The sequence below is a fragment of the Leifsonia sp. NPDC077715 genome (assembly GCF_040686855.1).
Classification (GTDB): Bacteria; Actinomycetota; Actinomycetes; order Actinomycetales; family Microbacteriaceae; genus Leifsonia.
On sequence record NZ_JBFBOG010000001.1, the window covers coordinates 340,621 to 360,005 of the forward strand.

General features: G+C 71.8%; 13 protein-coding genes and 1 tRNA gene. 9 read left to right on the forward strand and 5 right to left on the reverse strand.

Annotated features, from left to right (window positions below; translation table 11 throughout):
• Positions 1-56 precede the first annotated feature (56 nt).
• The 4 genes from AB0P25_RS01650 (at position 57) to AB0P25_RS01665 (ending at position 4,565) form a co-directional block, all read left to right on the forward strand.
• Positions 57-1,109 (forward strand): LacI family DNA-binding transcriptional regulator, encoded by a 1,053-nt coding sequence (locus tag AB0P25_RS01650; protein WP_363805024.1) that lies wholly within the window; start codon positions 57-59, stop codon positions 1,107-1,109.
• On the forward strand, positions 1,106-2,536 hold the full coding sequence (uxaC, locus tag AB0P25_RS01655; protein WP_363805025.1) for a glucuronate isomerase: 1,431 nt from the start codon (positions 1,106-1,108) through the stop codon (positions 2,534-2,536). Before AB0P25_RS01650 ends, uxaC begins: the two co-directional genes overlap by 4 nt.
• Before the next feature lie 124 nt (positions 2,537-2,660).
• Entirely contained in the window at positions 2,661-4,118 is a 1,458-nt protein-coding gene (gndA, locus tag AB0P25_RS01660) for an NADP-dependent phosphogluconate dehydrogenase (protein ID WP_363805026.1), read from the forward strand.
• Positions 4,119-4,214: 96 nt separating this feature from the next.
• A complete protein-coding gene (locus tag AB0P25_RS01665; protein ID WP_363805028.1) occupies positions 4,215-4,565 on the forward strand; it encodes a hypothetical protein in 351 nt (116 codons plus the stop codon).
• Here AB0P25_RS01665 and AB0P25_RS01670 read toward each other — a convergent pair.
• Positions 4,534-5,199 carry a TetR family transcriptional regulator gene (locus AB0P25_RS01670; RefSeq protein ID WP_363805030.1) on the reverse strand — a complete coding sequence of 222 codons (666 nt, stop codon included), beginning with the start codon at positions 5,197-5,199 and terminating at the stop codon, positions 4,534-4,536. The genes AB0P25_RS01665 and AB0P25_RS01670 overlap by 32 nt on opposite strands.
• 66 nt (positions 5,200-5,265) lie before the next feature.
• Here AB0P25_RS01670 and AB0P25_RS01675 point away from each other — a divergent pair, with 66 nt between their 5' ends.
• Entirely contained in the window at positions 5,266-6,588 is a 1,323-nt protein-coding gene (locus AB0P25_RS01675; protein ID WP_363805031.1) for a nucleotide disphospho-sugar-binding domain-containing protein, read from the forward strand.
• 360 nt (positions 6,589-6,948) lie between these two features.
• Here the strand turns inward: AB0P25_RS01675 and AB0P25_RS01680 are convergent, their stop codons facing one another.
• The 3 genes from AB0P25_RS01680 to AB0P25_RS01690 all read right to left on the reverse strand — a co-directional run bounded on the left by AB0P25_RS01680 (position 6,949) and on the right by AB0P25_RS01690 (position 9,465).
• On the reverse strand, positions 6,949-7,926 hold the full coding sequence (locus AB0P25_RS01680) for a ribose-phosphate diphosphokinase (RefSeq protein ID WP_363805032.1): 978 nt from the start codon (positions 7,924-7,926) through the stop codon (positions 6,949-6,951).
• Positions 7,927-9,366 carry a bifunctional UDP-N-acetylglucosamine diphosphorylase/glucosamine-1-phosphate N-acetyltransferase GlmU gene (gene glmU / locus AB0P25_RS01685; protein ID WP_363805033.1) on the reverse strand — a complete coding sequence of 480 codons (1,440 nt, stop codon included), beginning with the start codon at positions 9,364-9,366 and terminating at the stop codon, positions 7,927-7,929. It abuts the gene before it with no gap.
• A 27-nt stretch (positions 9,367-9,393) separates the two neighbouring features.
• Positions 9,394-9,465, reverse strand: a tRNA-Gln gene (locus AB0P25_RS01690).
• A gap of 78 nt (positions 9,466-9,543) precedes the next feature.
• On the opposite strand from AB0P25_RS01690, the gene AB0P25_RS01695 reads away from it, so the two are divergent.
• Positions 9,544-10,047, forward strand: coding sequence for a MarR family transcriptional regulator (locus AB0P25_RS01695; protein WP_363805035.1), 504 nt, complete (start codon positions 9,544-9,546; stop codon positions 10,045-10,047).
• 67 nt (positions 10,048-10,114) lie between these two features.
• Positions 10,115-12,634: a glycosyltransferase gene (locus tag AB0P25_RS01700; protein WP_363805036.1), complete on the forward strand. Its 2,520-nt coding sequence runs from the start codon at positions 10,115-10,117 to the stop codon at positions 12,632-12,634.
• A gap of 90 nt (positions 12,635-12,724) precedes the next feature.
• On the opposite strand, the gene AB0P25_RS01705 is transcribed toward AB0P25_RS01700, so the two are convergent.
• Complete coding sequence (locus tag AB0P25_RS01705; RefSeq protein WP_363805037.1) at positions 12,725-14,356, reverse strand: acyl-CoA dehydrogenase family protein; 1,632 nt, start codon at positions 14,354-14,356, stop codon at positions 12,725-12,727.
• Between the two features lie 43 nt (positions 14,357-14,399).
• Here AB0P25_RS01705 and AB0P25_RS01710 point away from each other — a divergent pair, with 43 nt between their 5' ends.
• Both AB0P25_RS01710 and AB0P25_RS01715 read left to right on the forward strand, forming a co-directional pair.
• Complete coding sequence (locus AB0P25_RS01710) at positions 14,400-16,193, forward strand: ABC-F family ATP-binding cassette domain-containing protein (RefSeq protein ID WP_363805038.1); 1,794 nt, start codon at positions 14,400-14,402, stop codon at positions 16,191-16,193.
• A 164-nt stretch (positions 16,194-16,357) separates the two neighbouring features.
• Positions 16,358-19,174, forward strand: a complete 2,817-nt coding sequence (locus tag AB0P25_RS01715) for an AAA family ATPase (protein ID WP_363805039.1) — start codon at positions 16,358-16,360, stop codon at positions 19,172-19,174.
• Positions 19,175-19,385: the final 211 nt, after the last annotated feature.

The window sequence follows — 19,385 nt, forward strand, 5'->3', positions numbered from 1 at the left end:
ACCGTTTGCCAAAATTTGCCATCGTGTGGTCGGATATGCGTGTGGACTCCTCATCGATGAGCGGAATCGACCGCCCGGCGACCCTCGCCGACGTCGCCGCGCTGAGCGGCGTGGCGACCTCCACGGCCTCGCGCGCCCTGTCGAACCCCGACCGGGTGAACGCGGTCACCCGGGAGCGCATCGAACGCGCGGCTCGCGAGCTCAACTACGTGCCGAACGCACAGGCCCGCGCCCTCACGAGCGGCCGCACACGCGCCATCGCCGTTCTCGTCTCCGACGTCACGAACCCGTTCTACTTCGGCATCATCCGCGGCACCCAGCACCAGCTGAAAGCGGCCGGATACACGCAGCTCCTGGTCGACACCGAGGAGTCCGACGAGCTGGAGGACGGGATGCTGCACAAGCTCCGGCGCTCTTTCGACGGGGCGATCCTGGCCGCCTCCCGCCTCACCGACCGGCGGCTGACCGCCCTTGCCGCCGAGGTCCCGCTCGTCGCGATCAACCGCCAGACGCGCGGCGTGGCCAGCGTGTTCATCGACACCCCCTCCGGTATCGAGCAGGCGGTCGGCCACCTCGTCTCGCTCGGGCACACCCGCATCGCCTACGCCGCCGGCCCCGACACGTCCTGGCCGAACGCCGGCCGCTGGCGCGCCATGCTGCGCGCCGGCGAGCGTTACGGGATCGAGGTCCAGCGGGTCGGACCGTTCGCCCCGCGCAAATACGCGGGCGCAGCCGCCGCCGATGCGGTCCTCCACGCCGGGGTGACGGCCTGCGTCGCCTTCAACGATCTGCTGGCGATCGGGATGCTGGCCCGCCTCCGCGAACGCGGCGTCTCCATCCCCGGCGACCTCAGCATCGTGGGCTGCGACGACATCTTCGGCGCGGACTTCTGCAACCCTCCGCTGACCACCCTCACCGCGCCGATCGAGCAGGCCGGACGGACGGCGGTCTCGATGCTGCTCTCCCGGCTGGACGACGGGCTCGCCCCGGTCACCCGGCATGCCACCACGCTGCCCACCCACCTCACCGTCCGCGACTCCACCGGTCCGGTGCCCGGCGACGCCGCCGTCCACCGCACCGCCCCGACGAAGGGAATCACGACCCTATGACCGCACCAGCACCCCTCGCTCCGCACCCGGACCGGCTCTTCCCGGCCGACCCCGGCGTGCGAGAGCTGGCCCGCCGACTGCACGCCGAGGTCGCCCGCTCCCCGATCCTCTCGCCGCACGGCCACGTCGATGCGGCGATGCTGGCCGACGACCGGCCGTTCCCGGACCCGGCTGCGCTCCTCATCACGCCGGACCACTACGTGACCCGCATGCTGCACGCCCTCGGCGTCCCCCTCGACGAGCTGGGGCTCACGCGAGACGGTCGCCCTTCCTCCTCCTCCGGCCGCTCGATCTGGCGGCGGCTCTGCGAGCACTGGGATGCGTTCCTGGGGACCCCGGTCCGTTTCTGGTTCGAGTCGGAGTTCAGCGAGGTCTTCGGTCTCACCGCACAGCCGTCCGCGGCAAACGCCGACGCCCTCTACGACCAGCTCGCCGAGACGCTGGGCCGTCCGGACTTCCGCCCGCGCGCGCTGTTCGACCGCTTCGGCATCGAAGTGCTCGCGACGACCGACGACCCGGCGGACGACCTGGAGGCGCATGCCCGGCTCGCCGCCGACCCCTCCTTCACCGGCCGTGTCCTGCCGACCTTCCGCGCCGACCGCTACATGCACCCGGACGAGGCGGGCTGGGCCGCGCGCCTGTCCCGGCTCGGAGCGGTCGCCGACGTCGACACGGCGACCTATCCCGGGCTGCTGGAGGCCCTGCGCCGCCGGCGCGCCGTGTTCGCCGCCGCGGGCGGGACGGCGACCGACACCGGCGTCCTCGACGCGGGCAGCGAGCCGCTGGACGAGGCCGAGGCGTCCCGCATCCACCGCGCCGCCCTCGACGGCTCGCTGACGGCCGGCGAGGCCGTCGCCTACCGGCGCAACATGCTGTATCGCCTCGCCGAGCTCTCCGCAGAGGACGGTCTGGTGATGCAACTGCACCCGGGTGTGCTCCGCAACCACCACCGGCCCACCCTCGACGCCTTCGGCCCGGACACCGGGCACGACCTGCCCGCGGTCGGGGCCTTCACCGTCCCGCTGACGCCCATCCTGCGCGACTTCGGCACGAACCCCACGTTCCGCATCGTGCTGTTCACCGTCGACGAGACCACGTTCTCGCGTGAGATCGCGCCGCTCGCGAGCTTCTACCCTTCGGTCTACGCGGGAGCTCCGTGGTGGTTCCTGGACACCCCCGACGCGATCCTGCGCTACCGCCGGTCGATCACCGACAGCGCCGGCTTCACGAAGACCAGCGGATTCATCGACGACACGCGCGCCTACTGCTCGATTCCCGCGAGGCACGACATGTCGCGCCGGGTCGACGCGTCGTTCCTGGCCGGGCTGGTCGCCACCCACCAGCTGACCGAGGAGGACGCGTCCGCCATTGCGCGCCGCCTGGTGGACGACATCCCCCGGTCGACCTTCCGCCTCGGCCGATCCTGACCTCCGCCCCGCGCTACGCTGGGAGGACTGCTCGATTCTTGCCACCAGCGGGAGAGCTGACCCCGGACCAAACCCGTCGCGGTGGACGGCCTCCGTCTGCCGCGGCACCACGAAGGAGCATGACGTGCCACAGGAAGCAACCGCCAACATCGGAGTCGTCGGTCTGGCGGTGATGGGGTCGAACCTGGCCCGCAACCTCGCCTCCCGCGAGGGCAACACGGTCGCGGTGTTCAATCGCACCTACGCCCGCACGGAGGAGCTGGTGAAGGCGCACCCGGAGGCGGGCTTCGTCTCGGCCGAGCAGATGGACGACTTCGTCGCCTCGCTGTCGAAGCCGCGCACCGCGATCATCATGGTCCAGGCCGGCAAGGGCACGGATGCGGTCATCGACCAGCTCGTCGAGCGGTTCGAGCCGGGCGACATCATCGTCGACGGCGGCAACGCGAACTTCCACGACACCATCGAGCGCGAGAAGCGGATCGCGCCGACGGGCATCCACTTCGTCGGCGCGGGCATCTCCGGCGGCGAGGAGGGTGCGCTGAACGGCCCGTCGATCATGCCGGGCGGATCGGCGGAGTCCTACGAGACGCTGGGCCCGATCCTGGAGTCGATCGCCGCGGTCGCCGAGGGCGAGCCGTGCGTGACCCACGTCGGCACCGACGGCGCCGGCCACTTCGTGAAGATGATCCACAACGGCATCGAGTACGCCGACATGCAGCTCATCGCCGAGGCGTACGACCTGCTCCGCACCGTCGGCGGCCTTTCGCCTGCGGAGATCGCGGACGTCTTCGCCGAGTGGAACAACGGCTACCTGGAGTCGTACCTGATCGAGATCACCGCGGAGGTGCTGCGCCAGGTGGATGCGGAGACCGGCAAGCCGTTCATCGACATCGTGCTCGACCAGGCCGGGTCGAAGGGCACCGGCGTCTGGACCGTGCAGAACGCGCTCGACCTGGGCGTCCCGGTCGGCGGCATCGCGGAGGCCGTGTTCGCGCGTGCCGTCTCGTCGAAGCCGGACCAGCGCGCCGCAGTGCAGGCGACCGTGCAGTCGCGTCCGGAGGTGCAGAAGGCGACCGACGTCGCCGCGTTCGCGGACGACGTGTCCAAGGCGCTGTACGCCTCCAAGGTCGTCGCCTACGCGCAGGGCTTCGACGCGATCATCGCCGGCGCCGAGAAGTACGGGTGGGACATCCACAAGGACCGCATCGCCAAGATCTGGCGCGGCGGCTGCATCATCCGCGCCCAGTTCCTGAACCGCATCGCGGACGCGTACGACGAGAACCCGAACATCGCGACCCTGCTCGAGGCACCGTACTTCGCCGACGCCGTCCGCGAGGGCGAGGCCGCCTGGCGCCGCATCGTCGCCACGGCGGCGATGTCCGGAGTGCCGGTCCCGGGCTTCGGCTCGGCCCTGTCGTACTACGACTCGCTCGCCTCCAAGCGCCTCCCCGCCGCGCTCGTGCAGGGCCAGCGCGACTTCTTCGGCGCCCACACCTACAAGCGCGTCGACAAGGACGGCGTCTTCCACACCCTCTGGTCGGGCGACCGCAGCGAGATCGAGACCGAGGGCTCCTCGCACTAGCCCTCCCCCGTCGAGTACGCGAAGAGTGCACGCCGATTCCCGGATCGGCGTGCACTTTTTGTGTACTCGGGGGCGGGTGCGAGAGAGGATGGGGTGGTGACGTACGACGACCACCCCGAGCTCGCGGAGTACGAGCCGCTCGGCGAGCGGCCCCTGCGCGGGCGCGGGATGACCGTGGCCAGCCGGGTCTTCGTCGTCGTCGCGCTCGGGGCGCTGCTGCTCCCCGGCATTCTGCTGACCATCAGCATTCAGACCCAGACCGCCGACTACACCTGCGCGGTCTACGCGCGGCAGTACCAGCCGGAGTCGGTGGGGTCGTCGGCGCGCTTCGAGCTGATGGGGCCGCTCGGCCCGGGCTGGCAGTGCTACGCGCTCAACACCGAGGGCGACGGGACGTGGGTGGCGCCGCTCGGCCTCATCCCGTCCGCTCCGCACCGGCTGCCGTGATGAGCGTGCGTACGGTCGTCAGCAGCCACGCGGCATAGCGGTCGTCGTTCCAGCCGCTCTCCCGCACCAACTGCTGATGACCCTCCGGCGACATCACGAACGAGAGCGCCGCGGCGAGCTCAGCGCGGCCCTGGTCGTCGAGCCGGGCGATGGAGGCGATGCCGCGCTCGCCGAGCAGGCCGACCATCGCGGCGTAGTCGGCGTGACGACGGGCGAGCAGTTCGGCGAGGACCGCGCCCACGGTCTCGTCGTCGCGGGCGGCGGCGGTGAAGGTGGCCCAGAGCCCGGACGTGCGGGCGTTGGCCGCGGCGATGAACGGCACGAGCTCGGCGAGCATCCGCTCGGGGTCGTCGAGGGCAGCGATGGCCGCGACCTCGGGACGCTCGGTGAGCGACGCCTCCCCCGCCTCGCCTCCGAAGGTCAGCTCGAACGCGGCGAGCAGCAGCGCTCGCTTGGGGCCGTGGACCTTGACGCTCTCGACCGAGACGCCGGCCGCAGCAGCGATCTCGGACAGGGACGCGCTGGCGTAGCCGCGCGCCGAGAAGACCGCGGCGGCGGCCTCCAGGATGCGGCGGCGCGTCTGCCGCGCGTTCTCCTCGCGGAGGGTGGACCGGTACGGACGGGTGGCTGCCACTATTGACTACCTCTCGGGTGTAGTGAATACTGTTGACGTTTATTCGACTCTACCCGAAAGGCTCCCATGAACGCCCGCCCACTCGACATCCTCCTGTGCAGCACTCCGGTGCACGGCCACGTCACCCCGCTTCTCGCGGTCAGCCGCGCCCTCGTGGAGCGCGGCCACCGCGTCCAGTTCCTCACCGGCGAGCGGTATCAGCAGGCGGCCGCGGCGACCGGCGCCACCGCGCTGCGGCTTCCGGCCGACGCCGACTACGACGACACCGACATGGATGCGGCGTTCCCCGGACGCGTCGGGCTGACCGGCCCCGCGGGCATCCGCTACGACATGACCGAGATCTTCCTGCGCCCGGCGCGCAGCCAGCTCGAGGCGGTGGATGCGGTCCTGCGCGACCTGCGCATCGACGTCGTGCTGGCCGAGAGCCTGTTCCTGGGGGCGGCGCTCTTCATCGCGCGTCCCCGCTCCTCCCGGCCACCGCTCCTCAACCTCGGCATCGTGCCGCTAGGGCTGAAGAGCCGGGACACGGCTCCGTTCGGGCTCGGCGTCCCGCCTCGGCCGGGAGGGATCGGACGGCTGCGCAACGCGTTTCTCACCGTCGCCGCCGAGAAGGGCGTGTTCGCGCCGGTGCAGCGGGAGGCCGTCCGCGCGGGCGCCGCGGCCGGCACGGGGGTGAACGGCTTCGTGCTCGACTGGCCGTCTCACGCGGACGGCGTCGTGCAGTTCACGGTCCCCGAGTTCGAGTATCCGCGCGGCGACGTGAGGGTACCCGTGAGCTTCGTCGGCCCGATCTCCCGGACGCGCGCCTCCGACACGCCCCTCCCGGCGTGGTGGAGCGACCTCGACGACGGGCGCCCGGTCGTCCACGTCACACAGGGCACCGTCGCCAACCGCCGCTTCGACGACCTCGTGCTGCCGACCATCCGGGCGCTCGCCGACGACGACGTGTGGGTGGTCGCGAGCACCGGCGGACGCCCGGTCGCGGAGCTCGGCGTGGACCTCCCGGCGAACGCGCGGGTCGCTCCCTACCTGCCCTACGACCGGCTCCTGCCGCGCACCGCGGTGTACGTCACGAACGGCGGCTACGGCGGCATCCACTACGCCATGGAGCACAGCGTCCCGATTGTCGTCGCCGGCACCACGGAGGACAAGACGGAGGTGTCCGCCCGGGTCGCCTGGTCGGGCGTCGGCGTCAGCCTGCGGACCAACCGGCCCTCGGAGGCAGCGGTGCGGGATGCGGTGCGCGCGGTGCTGCGCGACCCCGGCTACGCCGAGCGGAGCGGGCGCATCGGCGAGGCGATCCGCCGCTCGCCCGGCGCCGACGGACTGGAGGCGGCGGTCGCAGCGGCGGTGGGGCAGGCCGGGCCGCATCCCCGCGTCCCGAGGTGACCGCCGCGCCGTCCCGCCGCACCCCTCCGCGCGGCGCCCCCGCGCCGCCAGCAGCCTCCGCACCCGCCACGGCCCGCCACGGCCCGCCACCGCCGCGCAAAACGGAGGAGATCCGCGACGTACGCGCTCCCGCTTCCTCCATTCCGTGTCACACCCCGGCGTGTCCGCCCAGAATTCCTCCCTCCTGAACGGCCCCGAGAGGCCCAGGGCCTAGCCCCTACCGGGGACTCACGTACCGCAGCCCCCGAAACGGCCGTCCGAAACGGAGGAGTTGGGAGGCGACACGCCGGGTGGATACGCGCATGGGAGGACATCCGGCCGAAGGCTGCCGGGATGTCCTCCCTTTCGAACGCGAGGAGGCTACGCCGCCCCGTCGAACATCGAGGTGACCGACCCGTCCGTGAAGACCTCGCGGATCGCGTTCGCGAGCAGCGGCGCGATCGGCAGCACGGTGAGGTTGTCCCAGCGCTTGTGCTCGGGCAGCGGGAGGGTGTCGGTGACCACGACCGAGTCGATCGCGTCGCTCTGCAGCAGCTCGACGGCGGGGTCGCTGAACACCGCGTGCGTGGCCGCGACGACGACGCCGGTCGCACCGGCGGCCTTGAGCGCTTCCGCCGCCTTGACGATCGTGCGGCCGGTGTCGATGAGGTCGTCGACCAGCAGGCAGACACGGCCGTTGACGTCGCCGACGATCTCGTGCACCGAGACCTGGTTCGGCACCAGCGGGTCGCGGCGCTTGTGGATGATCGCGAGGGGCGCGCCGAGCTTGTCGCTCCAGATGTCGGCGACGCGGACGCGGCCCATGTCGGGCGAGACGACGGTCAGGGTCGACGGGTCGAGCTCGCGCTTCATGTGGTCGAGGAGCACCGGCATGGCGAAAAGGTGGTCGACGGGGCCGTCGAAGAAGCCCTGGATCTGCGCGGCGTGCAGGTCGACCGACATGATGCGGTCGGCGCCGGCCGCCTTGAACAGGTCGGCGACGAGGCGGGCGGAGATAGGCTCGCGGCCGCGGCCCTTCTTGTCCTGACGGGCGTACGGGTAGAAGGGGGCCACCACGGTGATGCGCTTCGCGGACGCGCGCTTGAGCGCATCCACCATGATCAGCTGCTCCATGAGCCATTCGTTGATCGGCGAGGTGTGCGACTGGATGACGAACGCATCCGAGCCGCGGACGCTCTCATCGAAGCGCGCGTAGATCTCGCCATTTGCGAAGGTGCGGGCGTCGGTGGGGATCAGCTCGCTCCCGAGGCATTCCGCGATCTCCTGCGCGAGCTGGGGATGCGCGCGACCGGAGATCAGGACGAGTCGTTTCTGGCCGGTCGCGGTGATCCCTGACACTTATTCTCCGCTCTCTGCCGCGCCGCTCTCTCGCGCGGCCTTGTCGGCGTCCGTGCCCGGCCGCTTCTCCGCGACCCAGCCTTCGATATTGCGTTGCGGGGCGACGGTGATGGCGAGGGCTCCCGCCGGGACGTCCTTGCGGACGACCGTTCCTGCTCCCGTGTACGCTCCGTCACCTATCCTAACCGGCGCGACGAGCGCGGTGTTCGTGGCCAGACGGACGTGCGAGCCGATGACGGTGCGGTGCTTGTTCACCCCGTCGTAGTTGGCGGTGATGACGCCGGCGCCGAGGTTGCCGCCTTCGCCCACCTCGGCGTCGCCGACGTAGTTGAAGTGCGCGAGCTTGGTCCCCTCGCCGATGGTCGCGTTCTTCGTCTCGACGAACGTGCCGATCTTGCCGTGAGCGCCGAGGACGGTGCCCGGACGGAGGTAGGCGAACGGACCGACGGTCGCGCCCGCGCCGATCACGGCGAGCGTCGCGTCCGTGCGCTTCACGGTCGCGCCCGCGCCGACCTCGGTGTCGAGGAGGGTGGTGTCCGGCCCGATCGTCGCGCCGGTCTCGACGAGGGTCGCCCCGCGCAGCTGCGTGCCCGGGAGGAGCGTGACGTCCGGCTCCAGCCTCGCCTTGACGTCGATCCACGTCGTCGCCGGGTCCTGGACGGTGACCCCGGCGAGCTGCCAGGTGCGCACGATGAGCGCGTTGAGCTTCGCGGCCGCGTCGCTCAGCTGCGCGCGGTCGTTGATGCCCTCGACCAGCCACGACTCGGACACGGGGAGCGCATCCACGTCGAAGCCGGCCTCGCGGAGCAGGCCGATCACGTCGGTCAGGTACTTCTCGCCCTGCGCGTTGTCGGTGGAGACGAGCGCCAGCTTGTCGCGCAGCGCCGCCAGCCCGAACAGGTAGATGCCTGCATTGATCTCGCCGATGCCGCGCTCGTCCTCCGTGGCGTCCTTGTGCTCCACGATGCGGTCGAGGTGCCCCTCCGGCGTGCGGACGATGCGTCCGTACCCGGTGGCGTCGGCCGGGAAGGAGGACAGGATGGTCGCCGCGGCCTCGCCGGAGCGGTGCTTCGCGATCAGCTCGCGCAGGGTGGCCGCGTCGAGCAGCGGCACGTCGCCGTTGACGACGAGGACGTCGCCGGAGAAGTCCCCCGGGAGGGCGGCGATGGCCTGCTCGACCGCGCGTCCGGTGCCCGGGACCTCGTCCTGATCGACGATGACCGCCTCCGGCATGTCGGCCTGGATGACCTCGGCGAGCCGGTCGCGCTCGTGCCGGACGACCGCGACGACGTGGGCCGCGTCCAGCTCGTGCGCCGTCGCGAGCACGTGCGACACGATCGGGATGCCGCCGAGCGGGTGCAGGAGCTTGGGGGTCGCGGACTTCATCCGCGTTCCCTGCCCCGCCGCGAGGACGACGATGGCGAGATTCTGGTCGGTCATGTCTCTCCAGGGGTTCGCATGGTTGCGCTCCGCCTCCAGGACTCGAACCTGGACCTCACAGCTCCAAAGGCTGTCGTGCTGCCATTACACCAAGGCGGAACACGCGTTTCGCGCAGGTGACAGTCTGCCAGACGCGTCCCGCCCGCGAGCCGCGCGCGACCCCAATAGCATGGGGGGATGGCCGACGCACGAGACGAGGTGGACCGCATCGTCGACGCCTGGCTGCGCGAGCGCCCGGACCTCGACTTCGCCCCGCTGCAGGTGCTCTCGCGCGTCGATCGCCTCTCCCGCCACCTCGACCGTGCCCGCCGCGCCGCCTTCGAACGCTCCGACCTCGACTCGTGGGAGTTCGACGTGCTGGCCGCGCTGCGCCGGGCAGGGGCGCCGTACCAGCTGAGCCCGAAGTCCCTGCTGCAGCAGACCCTGGTCTCGTCCGGCACGATGACGAACCGCATCGATCGCCTCGTCGCGCGGGGCCTGGTCGAACGCCGCACGGACCCGAACGACGGCCGCGGCATCCTGGTCCAGATGACGGCGGCGGGGCTGACGCGGGTGGATGCGGCGATCACGCGGCTGGTGGATGCGGAAGCGGAACTGCTCGACGGGCTGTCGGCAGCGGATGCGGAGCGGCTGGCGGCGCTGCTCCGGAAACTGAGCCTGGGGTTCGACGCGGAGGGTTGACGACCTTCGCCCACCGCATACCCCGCTCCCAGGTGGCTGTTATGCCGCTCTCATAAACTCGACCGCGATGAGACTCTCCCGACTGAAGCGACTGCCCTCCCGGGTCAAGCGCGCCGCGCGCTACGAGATCCACGCGCACTGGCGCCGCCAGCCCATCGTGCAGGGGTCGGTGTTCTACGAGTCGTTCTCGGGCAACGGGATGCTCGATAACCCGGAGGCGGTGTTCCGGGAGCTGCTGGCTTCGCCCGACCTGCAGCATCTGACGCACATCTGGGCGCTGTCCGACCTGTCGCTCTACCGGTCCGCCGTGCAGGAGTTCGCCGGGAACGACCGGGTCAGCTTCGTCCGCTACGGGTCCGCCGCCTACTACCGGGCGCTCGCGACCAGTCAGTACCTCGTCAACAACGCCACCTTCCCACCCGATTTCTCGAAGCGTCCCGGACAGGTGTACCTCAACACGTGGCACGGCACCCCGCTGAAGCGGATGGGCTACGACATCGAGGGCGGCGCGCTGGCGACGGCGAACATCATCCGCAACTTCGTCCAGGCCGACTACCTGCTCTCCGCGAACCCGTTCATGTCGGAGCAGATGTACCAGACCGGCTACAAGCTCACCGGCGTCTACCGCGGCACCCTCGTCGAGGAGGGCTACCCGCGCATCGACCGGCAGTTCCTCGACGATCGCGAGCGCGAACTGGTGCGGCAGCGGCTCGTCGGCGCCGGCATCCCGCTCGGCGACCGCAAGGTCATCCTGTACGCGCCGACGTGGAAGGGCGAGACCTTCGGGCGGCCCGAGGACGACCTGGACGCCCTGCTGGCGCACATCGCCCAGATCGAGGAGCGCATCGACACCAGCCGGTACGCGGTGCTGCTGAAGACGCACCAGACCGTGCACGCGATGGCCGCCGACCGGCCGGAGCTGAAGCGGATGCTCGTGCCGAACGAGATCCCCACCAACCTCGTGCTCGGCGCGACGGACATGCTCATCTCCGACTACTCGAGCATCTTCTTCGACTTCCTGCAGACCGGCCGGCCGATCGTGTTCTTCACGCCCGACCTCGCCGACTACGCGGGCACCCGCGGGCTGTACTTCGAGCCGGAGGACTGGCCCGGCCCGGTGCTGATGTCGGCGCGCGAGGTCGGCGACGAGCTCCACGCGATCGCCGAGAACGGGGACGCGGTTCCGGAGGCGTCGCGCGAGAAGTACCTCGACATGCAGCGTCGCTTCACACCGTACGAAGACGGGAGCGCGTCCAAGCGGATCGTCGACACCGTCTTCCGCGGGGTGCGCGACGGCTACCGCCTGCGCACCGACCTCGCCGACGACGGCCGGCAGAAGATCCTGCTGTACCTGGGCGGGATGCGGCCCAACGGCATCACGACGTCTGCCCTCAACCTGCTCAACAACATCGACCACGAGCGCTACGACGTGTCGGCGTTCTTCGCGCAGTCCCGGTCGCGGGTGATCCAGGGCAAGCAGATGCAGATCCATCCCGACGTGCGGCAGTTCCCGCGGGTCGGCGGGATGAACGGCGCCAAGCTGCTGCACCTCGCCCGCCACCTCGACTTCCGGCGCGGGCGCATCGCGCAGCATGCCGACGTCCCGGCGCAGAACGCGCTGTGGGACGACGAGTGGTACCGCTGCTTCGGCGAGAGCCGGTTCGACTACGTGGTCGACTTCTCGGGCTACGGGCCGTTCTGGGCGACGCTGCTGCTGCACTCCCCCGACGCGCAGCGCGCGATCTGGCTGCACAACGACCTGGCCTCCGACGCGCATCGCGAGGTCAACGGCGAGAAGCGGATGCTGCACAGTCTCACGCAGATCTTCACCCTCTACGGGCAGTACGACCACCTCGTGTCCGTGTCGCCGACGCTGTCGCAGATCAACCGCGACGCGCTGAACGAGTACGCGGCGCCGGAGAAGTTCGTGTCGGCGCTGAACACCGTGGACGCGGAGCACATCCTCGAGAACGCCGCCGGCGACCTGCGCGAGCTGACGTTCGACGAGGAGACGGGCAGCATCCCGGACTGGGCGGAGCTGCTGCTCGCCGACGACGAGGACGTGACGACGTTCGTCAACGTGGGTCGCCTGTCGCCCGAGAAGAACCAGACGCGGCTCATCCGCGCGTTCGCCGCGGTGCACGCCGAGAACCCGCGCACCCGGCTCGTCGTGGTGGGCTCCGGCCCTCTCGCGGGCGACCTGGAGGCGCTGGTCGCGGAGCTCGGGCTGCAGGGCTCGGTCTTCCTCACCGGCATGCAGCGGAACCCGCACGCGATCATGGCCAAGGCCGACTGCTTCGTGCTGTCCAGCGACTACGAGGGTCAGCCGATGGTGCTGCTGGAGGCGCTGGTGCTGCAGCTGCCGATCGTCACGGTGGAGTTCGCCTCGGCGAAGAACGCCTTGCCCGCCGGCAGCGGCATGGTCGTGCCCCAGACGGTCGAGGGCGTGGCCGACGGGATGCGCGCGTTCCTCCACGGCGACGTCCCCGACAGCCACTTCGACTACGTCGCCTACAACAGCAAGGCCGTCGGCGAGTTCTACGCCGCCATCGGCGCCGTCCCCGCAGCGGTCCCCGCCGCCGACTGACCCCGCCGACCGACCCACCGTCGAGTCCGCAAAGACTGCACGCGACACGCCGTGCAGGCGTGCACTCTGTGCGGACTCGATGGAGGCTGGTCAGGCGCGGGCGAGGAGGGCGGCGAGGTCGAGGCCGGTCGGGAGTTCGCCGTAGAGCGAGCCGCGCTCGGGGCCCAGCCGGGCTGCGACGAAGGCGTCGGCGACCGGAGCGGGCGCGTCGCGGATCAGGAGCGACGCCTGCAGCGCGACCGCGAGCACGGACACCAGCGAGCGCACCGACGCCTCCGCGGCCACCGGATCGGCGTCCGCAGACGCGACGCATGACGCGACGCGCGCCCGCAGCCGGTCGTGATGCGCGTCGAAGGTCCGGTAGACGCCACGGGCGGCCGCCAGCTCCGCGTCGAACGCCCCCCACGCCGCCGGCTCCCTCCGCAGCGCGCGCAGCACATCCAGCGCGATGACGTTGCCCGATCCCTCCCAGATCGCCATGACCGGCTGCTCCCGGTAGCGCCGGGCCAGCGGGAACGCCTCGGTGTACCCGTTGCCGCCCAGGCATTCCAGCGCCTCGTACGCGTGCCCGGGTCCCCGCTTGCACACCCAGTACTTCGTCACGGCGGTCGCCAGCCGGCGGAAAGCCGCATCCGTCTCCGGCGCGTCCGCGTCGTGCGCGCGCGCCAGCCGTAGCGCGACCGTGGTGGCCGCCTCCGACTCCAGCGCCAGGTCGGCGAGCACGGCGGCCATCGCGGGCTGGTCGACCAGCCGCGCGCCGAACGCCGAACGGTGCCGCACGTGCCACGCCGCCTCCGCGACCGCCTGGCGCATCCCGGCCGCGCTGCCGTAGACGCAGTCGAGCCGGGTGCGGTTCACCATCTCGAGGATGGTGCGCACGCCACGCCCCTCCTCCCCCAGCAGGTAGCCGACGGTCCCGTCGAACTCCACCTCACTGGATGCGTTGGAGCGGTTGCCGAGCTTGTCCTTCAACCGCTGGAGGAGGAACACGTTGCGGTCGCCGTCGTCCAGGACCCGCGGCACGAGGAAGCAGGAGAGCCCGGCCGCCGTCTGCGCCAGCATGAGGAACGCGTCCGACATCGGTGCGGAGCAGAACCACTTGTGCCCGGTGAGCAGCCAGCGCCCGTCGCCGTCGGCGAGCGCGCGTGTGGTGTTGGCGCGGACGTCGGAGCCGCCCTGCTTCTCGGTCATCGCCATCCCGAACAGCGCCGACGCCTTGCCCGCGCGCAGCCGGCCGTCGTACTCGCGGCTGAGCAGCCGTGGCATCCACTCGGCGGCGAGGGAGTCGGAGGCGGCCAGCGCGGGGACGGCTGCGTGCGTCATGGAGACGGGACACGCGTGCCCGGGCTCGATCTGCGCGAACAGCATGAAGGCGGCGGCGCGGGCGACGTTCGCGCCCGGGCGCGGCTCGGCCCACGCCGAGGTGTGCGCTCCGGCGGCCACCGCCTGGGCGATCACGCGGTGGTACCCGTCGTCGTACTCGACCTCGTCGATCCGGTTCCCCCAGCGATCGAATGCACGGAGCTGCGGTTCGTGGACGTTCGCGAGCTCCGCATCCCGCTGGAAGGACGCCGACCCGACCAGCCGCCCGGTCTCGCCGAGGGAGGCGGTCGCCCAGCCGGCGTCGTACCGCTCCACCCCCTCGCGCAACGGCGCGTTCGCGGCGAACTCGTCGACGTCGACGCGCGGCGGAGGCTGGTTCACGACGGTGTGGGTGACCATGGCGGGAGTCTAGTGCGGCATCCCCGGTAGGCTGGATGGCCTCATGGCTCACCTTCTCGGCGCGGAATCGCTGCATCTGGAGTACCCGACGCGCACCGTCTTCGACTCCGTCACCCTCGGACTCGCGGAGGGCGACCGCATCGGCGTCGTCGGCCGCAACGGCGACGGCAAGTCCACGCTCCTTCAGCTGCTGGCCGGCCGCCTCGAACCGGACTCCGGGCGGGTCACGCGGCGACGCGATGTGACGGTCGGGATGCTCGACCAGCGCGACGAGCTCCCGGCGCAGCTGACCGTCGGGCACGCCATCGTCGGCGACCGCGAGGAGCACCTGTGGGCGGGCGATCCACGCGTCCGGGACGTGCTGGCCGGTCTGGTGTCGGACATCCGGTGGGATGCGACCATCGGCGAGCTCTCCGGCGGCCAGCGGCGCCGCGTCGCGCTCGCCGCGCTGCTGGTGCACGACCACGACATCCTGTTCCTCGACGAGCCGACGAACCACCTCGACCTGGAGGGCGTCGCCTGGCTGGCGCAGCACCTGAAGGGTCGCTGGTCGTCCGGCTCCGGCGCGCTGGTGGTCGTGACGCACGACCGGTGGTTCCTGGATGAGGTGTCCACGGCGACCTGGGAGGTGCACGACGGCATCGTCGAGCCGTTCGAGGGCGGCTACGCGGCCTACGTGCTGCAGCGGGTGGAGCGGGACCGGATGGCCGCCGTCGCCGAGACCAAGCGCCAGAACCTCATGCGCAAGGAGCTCGCCTGGCTGCGCCGCGGAGCGCCCGCGCGCACCTCCAAGCCGAAGTTCCGGATGGACGCGGCGGCCGAGCTGATCGCGGACGAGCCGCCGCTGCGCGACACCGTGGCGCTGACCACGCTGGCGACAGCGCGCCTCGGCAAGGACGTCGTCGACCTGCTCGACGTGTCCGTGTCGTATCCGCCCAAGACCGTGCTGCGAGACGTGGAGTGGCGCATCGCCCCGGGCGAGCGCACCGGCATCCTGGGCGTCAACGGCGCGGGCAAGTCGACCCTGCTCGGCCTCGTCGCCGGCACCGTGCAGCCGGATTCCGGACGCGTGAAGCGCGGCAAGACCGTCAAGATCGCCACCCTGACCCAGCAGCTCGCCGAGCTGGACGAGGTGCGGGACGAGCGGGTCAGCGCGGTGGTCGCGGGCAAGAAGACGACGTACCTCGCGGGCGGCAAGGAGGTGAGCCCCGGCCAGATGCTGGAACGGCTCGGCTTCACGAACGCGCAGCTCGCCACGCCGGTCAAGGATCTGTCGGGCGGTCAGAAGCGCCGCCTTCAGCTGCTGCTCATCCTGCTCGACGAGCCGAACGTCCTCATCCTGGACGAGCCGACCAACGACCTCGACACCGACATGCTGGCGGCGATGGAGGACCTGCTCGACTCCTGGCCCGGGACCCTACTGGTCGTCTCGCACGACCGGTACCTGCTGGAGCGCGTGACCGACCAACAGTACGCGGTGCTGGACGGGCGCCTCCGCCACCTGCCCGGCGGGGTCGACGAGTACCTGCAGCTGCGCCGCGCGCAGAGCGCGAGCGACGGGACGACGACGGCACCATCGGCGCCGGTGGCGACCGCCTCCGCTCCGGCCCTCTCGGGCGCCGCGCTGCGCGCCGCCGAGAAGGAGCTCACCGCGCTCGACCGGCGCCTCGCCCGGGTCACCGACCAGGTCGCGGCGAAGCACGAGGAGCTGGCCCGACACGATCAGAGCGACTACGTCGGCCTCGGCCGCCTCACCGACGAGCTGCGGGCGCTGGAGGGTGAGATCGCCGACCTCGAGACGCGTTGGCTGGAGCTGTCGGAGCAGCTGGAGGGCTGACCACCGCCAGCGGCCCAGCGGCATCGCCCCGGGACGCGGTCGGAATGCTTGCGCTGGCGCACACCCCCGGACTGGGGAACGAAACGCCGTCCGCGCTGTGGGATGATCCTGGGAATCGGTCGCGTACCCGACCCGACGCGGCCGAGGGGGAACGGGAGCGGCACGTGAGCAAGGAGAATCGGGCCGCGGACACGCGGCCCCTGTTCGGACGGGACCACGCCCGGGAGACCCTGCTCCTGGTGGCCCACCGGGCGCGCGAGCACGGCGGCGCCGTGCTGGTGACCGGCGAGGCGGGCCTCGGCAAGACCGCCCTGCTGGCCGACGTCGCCGAACGGCTCGAAGGGTGGACGGTGCTGCGCGTCCACGCCGACTCGTTCGAGTCCGACCTGGCCTACGCCACCGTCGAGACGCTGATCCGCGGCCTGAACGGACTGCGCGGACGCGGCCGCAGTGCGACCACGCGGATCTCTTCTCCCGCACCCGGTGACGACCCGCTGACCGTCGGCCGCCTCCTGCTCGACGCCGTCGACGCGATCGACGGCCCGGTGTGCCTCATCGTCGACGACGCGCAGTGGGTCGACGAGCCCTCGGCGCGGGCGCTCCGTTTCGTGGTCCGCCGCCTCTCTGACCGGGGATTCCTCTTCACCGCGGCCACGCGGCCGCAGCAGAACAACGTCGTGGCGCTGTTCGACGACATCGCCTCGACCACGGCGAATCACGCCCGCGTCGATCTCACGCCGCTGACGGTCGGTGACACCCAGGAGCTGGCCCGCCACATCTTGGGCCACCCCATCTCGCGCCGCACCGCCACGCGCCTGACCGAGGCGACGCAGGGCTCGCCTCTGCTGTTGAGCGTCCTGCTCGGGCAGCTGCGGGAGACGTTCGCGCGGGCCGCGCATCCCGCGGGGTGGGACCTCCCGAGCACGGCGATCACACCGCTCGCGACCGCCATCTCCGCCTCGCTCGAAGGCGCGGACCCGTCGGTGCGCGCCGCCGCCGAGCTCGTCGCCGTGCTGCGCGACCCGCTGCCGTTGCCGGTCGTCGGCACCATCGCGACCCGGCTGGGAGCCGACGTGGACATCCATACCGCCGTCGCACGCGGGCTGGTGCTCGCCGAGACGCGGGACGGCGTGGTGCGGGTCGAGCCGGCTCATGCGCTGCTCGCCGACGCGCTCGCCTCGGGCGTGCCGCTCGATCGCCGGATCGCCATCCACCGCGTCGCCGCCGATGTGCTCTCCGGTCACCGCGCGCTGCGACACCGGGTGGAGGCGGCCGACCAGGCCGATCCGGGTCTGGTCCGGGAGCTGCTGGGTGCGGCGCTGGCGGTGTCCGAGCTCGGCCAGGCGGAGCAGGCGCTCAGCTATGCGCGCTCGGCCGTCGACCTGGCCGCGGGCGTCGAGGCCGAGCGGGCACTGCTCGAGCTGGGACTCATCGCGATGCGGTTCCGCATGCACGAGCGCATCCTGGAGCTGCGTCCCGCGTACGAGGCGCTGCCGTCGTCGCCCACCCGCGATGCGGTGCTGCTGGAGGTGCGCACGCTCTCCCGCGATCTGCCCGGCGCCCTGGCGCTCGCGCTGGAGCTCGAGCAGCGTCCCGCGACGACGGCCGACGAGCGGGCGATCCGCTCGCACGCTGCGGAGGCGCTGCCGAAGGTGCTCATGGCGATGGGCGACTTCCCCGGCGTTCTCGACCACCTCGAGACGTCCCGGCAGCACATCGCCGAGAGTCCCGCTCCCGAGGAGGTCATCGACCCGGCCCTGCGCTGGCTGGCGGCGCCGCAGGACGACCTGACGCGCCTCCTCGGCTGGGCGATCATCTCGGCCGCGCATGCGCGCAGACCGGAGTTGTTCGGGCCGCTGGTCGGCGAACTCGACGGGCTGACCGCGGAGCACGAGTCTCCGGCGACGGTGGATGCCCTGGTGGCGCGCGCGCGGGTGTTCATCTTGAGCGGCGACGTCGAGCGCTGGCGGGCCGACCTCGCGCGGGCCGCGGACCTGGTGCGCCGCTTCCCGACCAGCTGGACCGCCGGGTTCGCGCGGACGATGTATGCGCACATCCTGTTCCTGACGGGCGAGTGGGAGGAGTCGGTCACCCTCGCCGACACGGCGGTCGCGCTGGCGCTCGACGAGACGGACCTCTCCTGCTGGCCGATCGCCCTCTGGACCTCGGCGCTCGTGCGCGCCGGCCGCGGCGAGGCCGAGGCGGTCGACGAGCGGCTGCGAGCGGCCGCCCAGGCGGACCCGCGGATCACCGGCTCGTACGACGGCGACCTGCCGTTCCTGGCGCGGGCGGAACTTGCCCGGGCGCTCGGGCGGCCCGAGGAGCAGCTGGCCGCGGCCGACGAGGCCGAGGCGGCGGCGTCGCGCGGGTCCACGCTCGGCTGGCTGACGTACCGGGTGGACGCGCTCGCCGCCCTCGGGCGGTCGGCGGAAGCCCGTGAGGCGTACGAGCGGTGCGCGGCGCCGGGGATGTGGCGTCCGTACTACGGCTCGCTGCGCTGGCTGGAGGGGCGCGTCCTGGAGGCCGAAGGACGGGACGCGGACGCCCTCGCGGCCTACCGGGACGCGGCGACCGATCCTGCCGGGACGCTGTTCCCGTTCCCGCAGGCGGTGGCGGCGGCGGACGCGGGACGGCTCGGGCTAGCCGCGGGGGCCTCGGACTCAAGGACGCAGCTCGATGCGGCCGCGACGACCTTCCGCCGGCTCGGCGCGTCCGGGTACCTGGCCCGCGCGGTGCGCATCCTGGACCAGGCCGCCGCGGCGCCCGCCGCCCCGGTGGACCCGCTCGCGACGCTGACCACGCGGGAGCGGCAGGTGGCGCACGCGCTCGCGGCCGGGATGACGAACAAGGAGATCGCGGAGCGGTTGTACGTGTCGGTGACGACGGTGAACTTCCACGTTCGGAACATCCTGTCGAAGCTCGGGCTGCGCTCGCGCCGCGACCTGCGCACGCTGTCCCGCCGAAGGCCCGTCAAGTCTTGACGGTTTCGCCCCCCGAGCAGGGCGCGTGGCAGGCTCGTCGCCTACGCTGAAAAGCGACCCGGGATGCCCGGCCCGGTTCGCGGAAACGCATCTCGCACCGACGAATCGTCTCAACCCGACGCGCGCCGTCGGCCGGGCATCCGCAGGGTGCGGCATGTGCCTGCAGCCCCGAACTGGGGATGGCCACCTCCGCTCAGCCGGACCCACGATA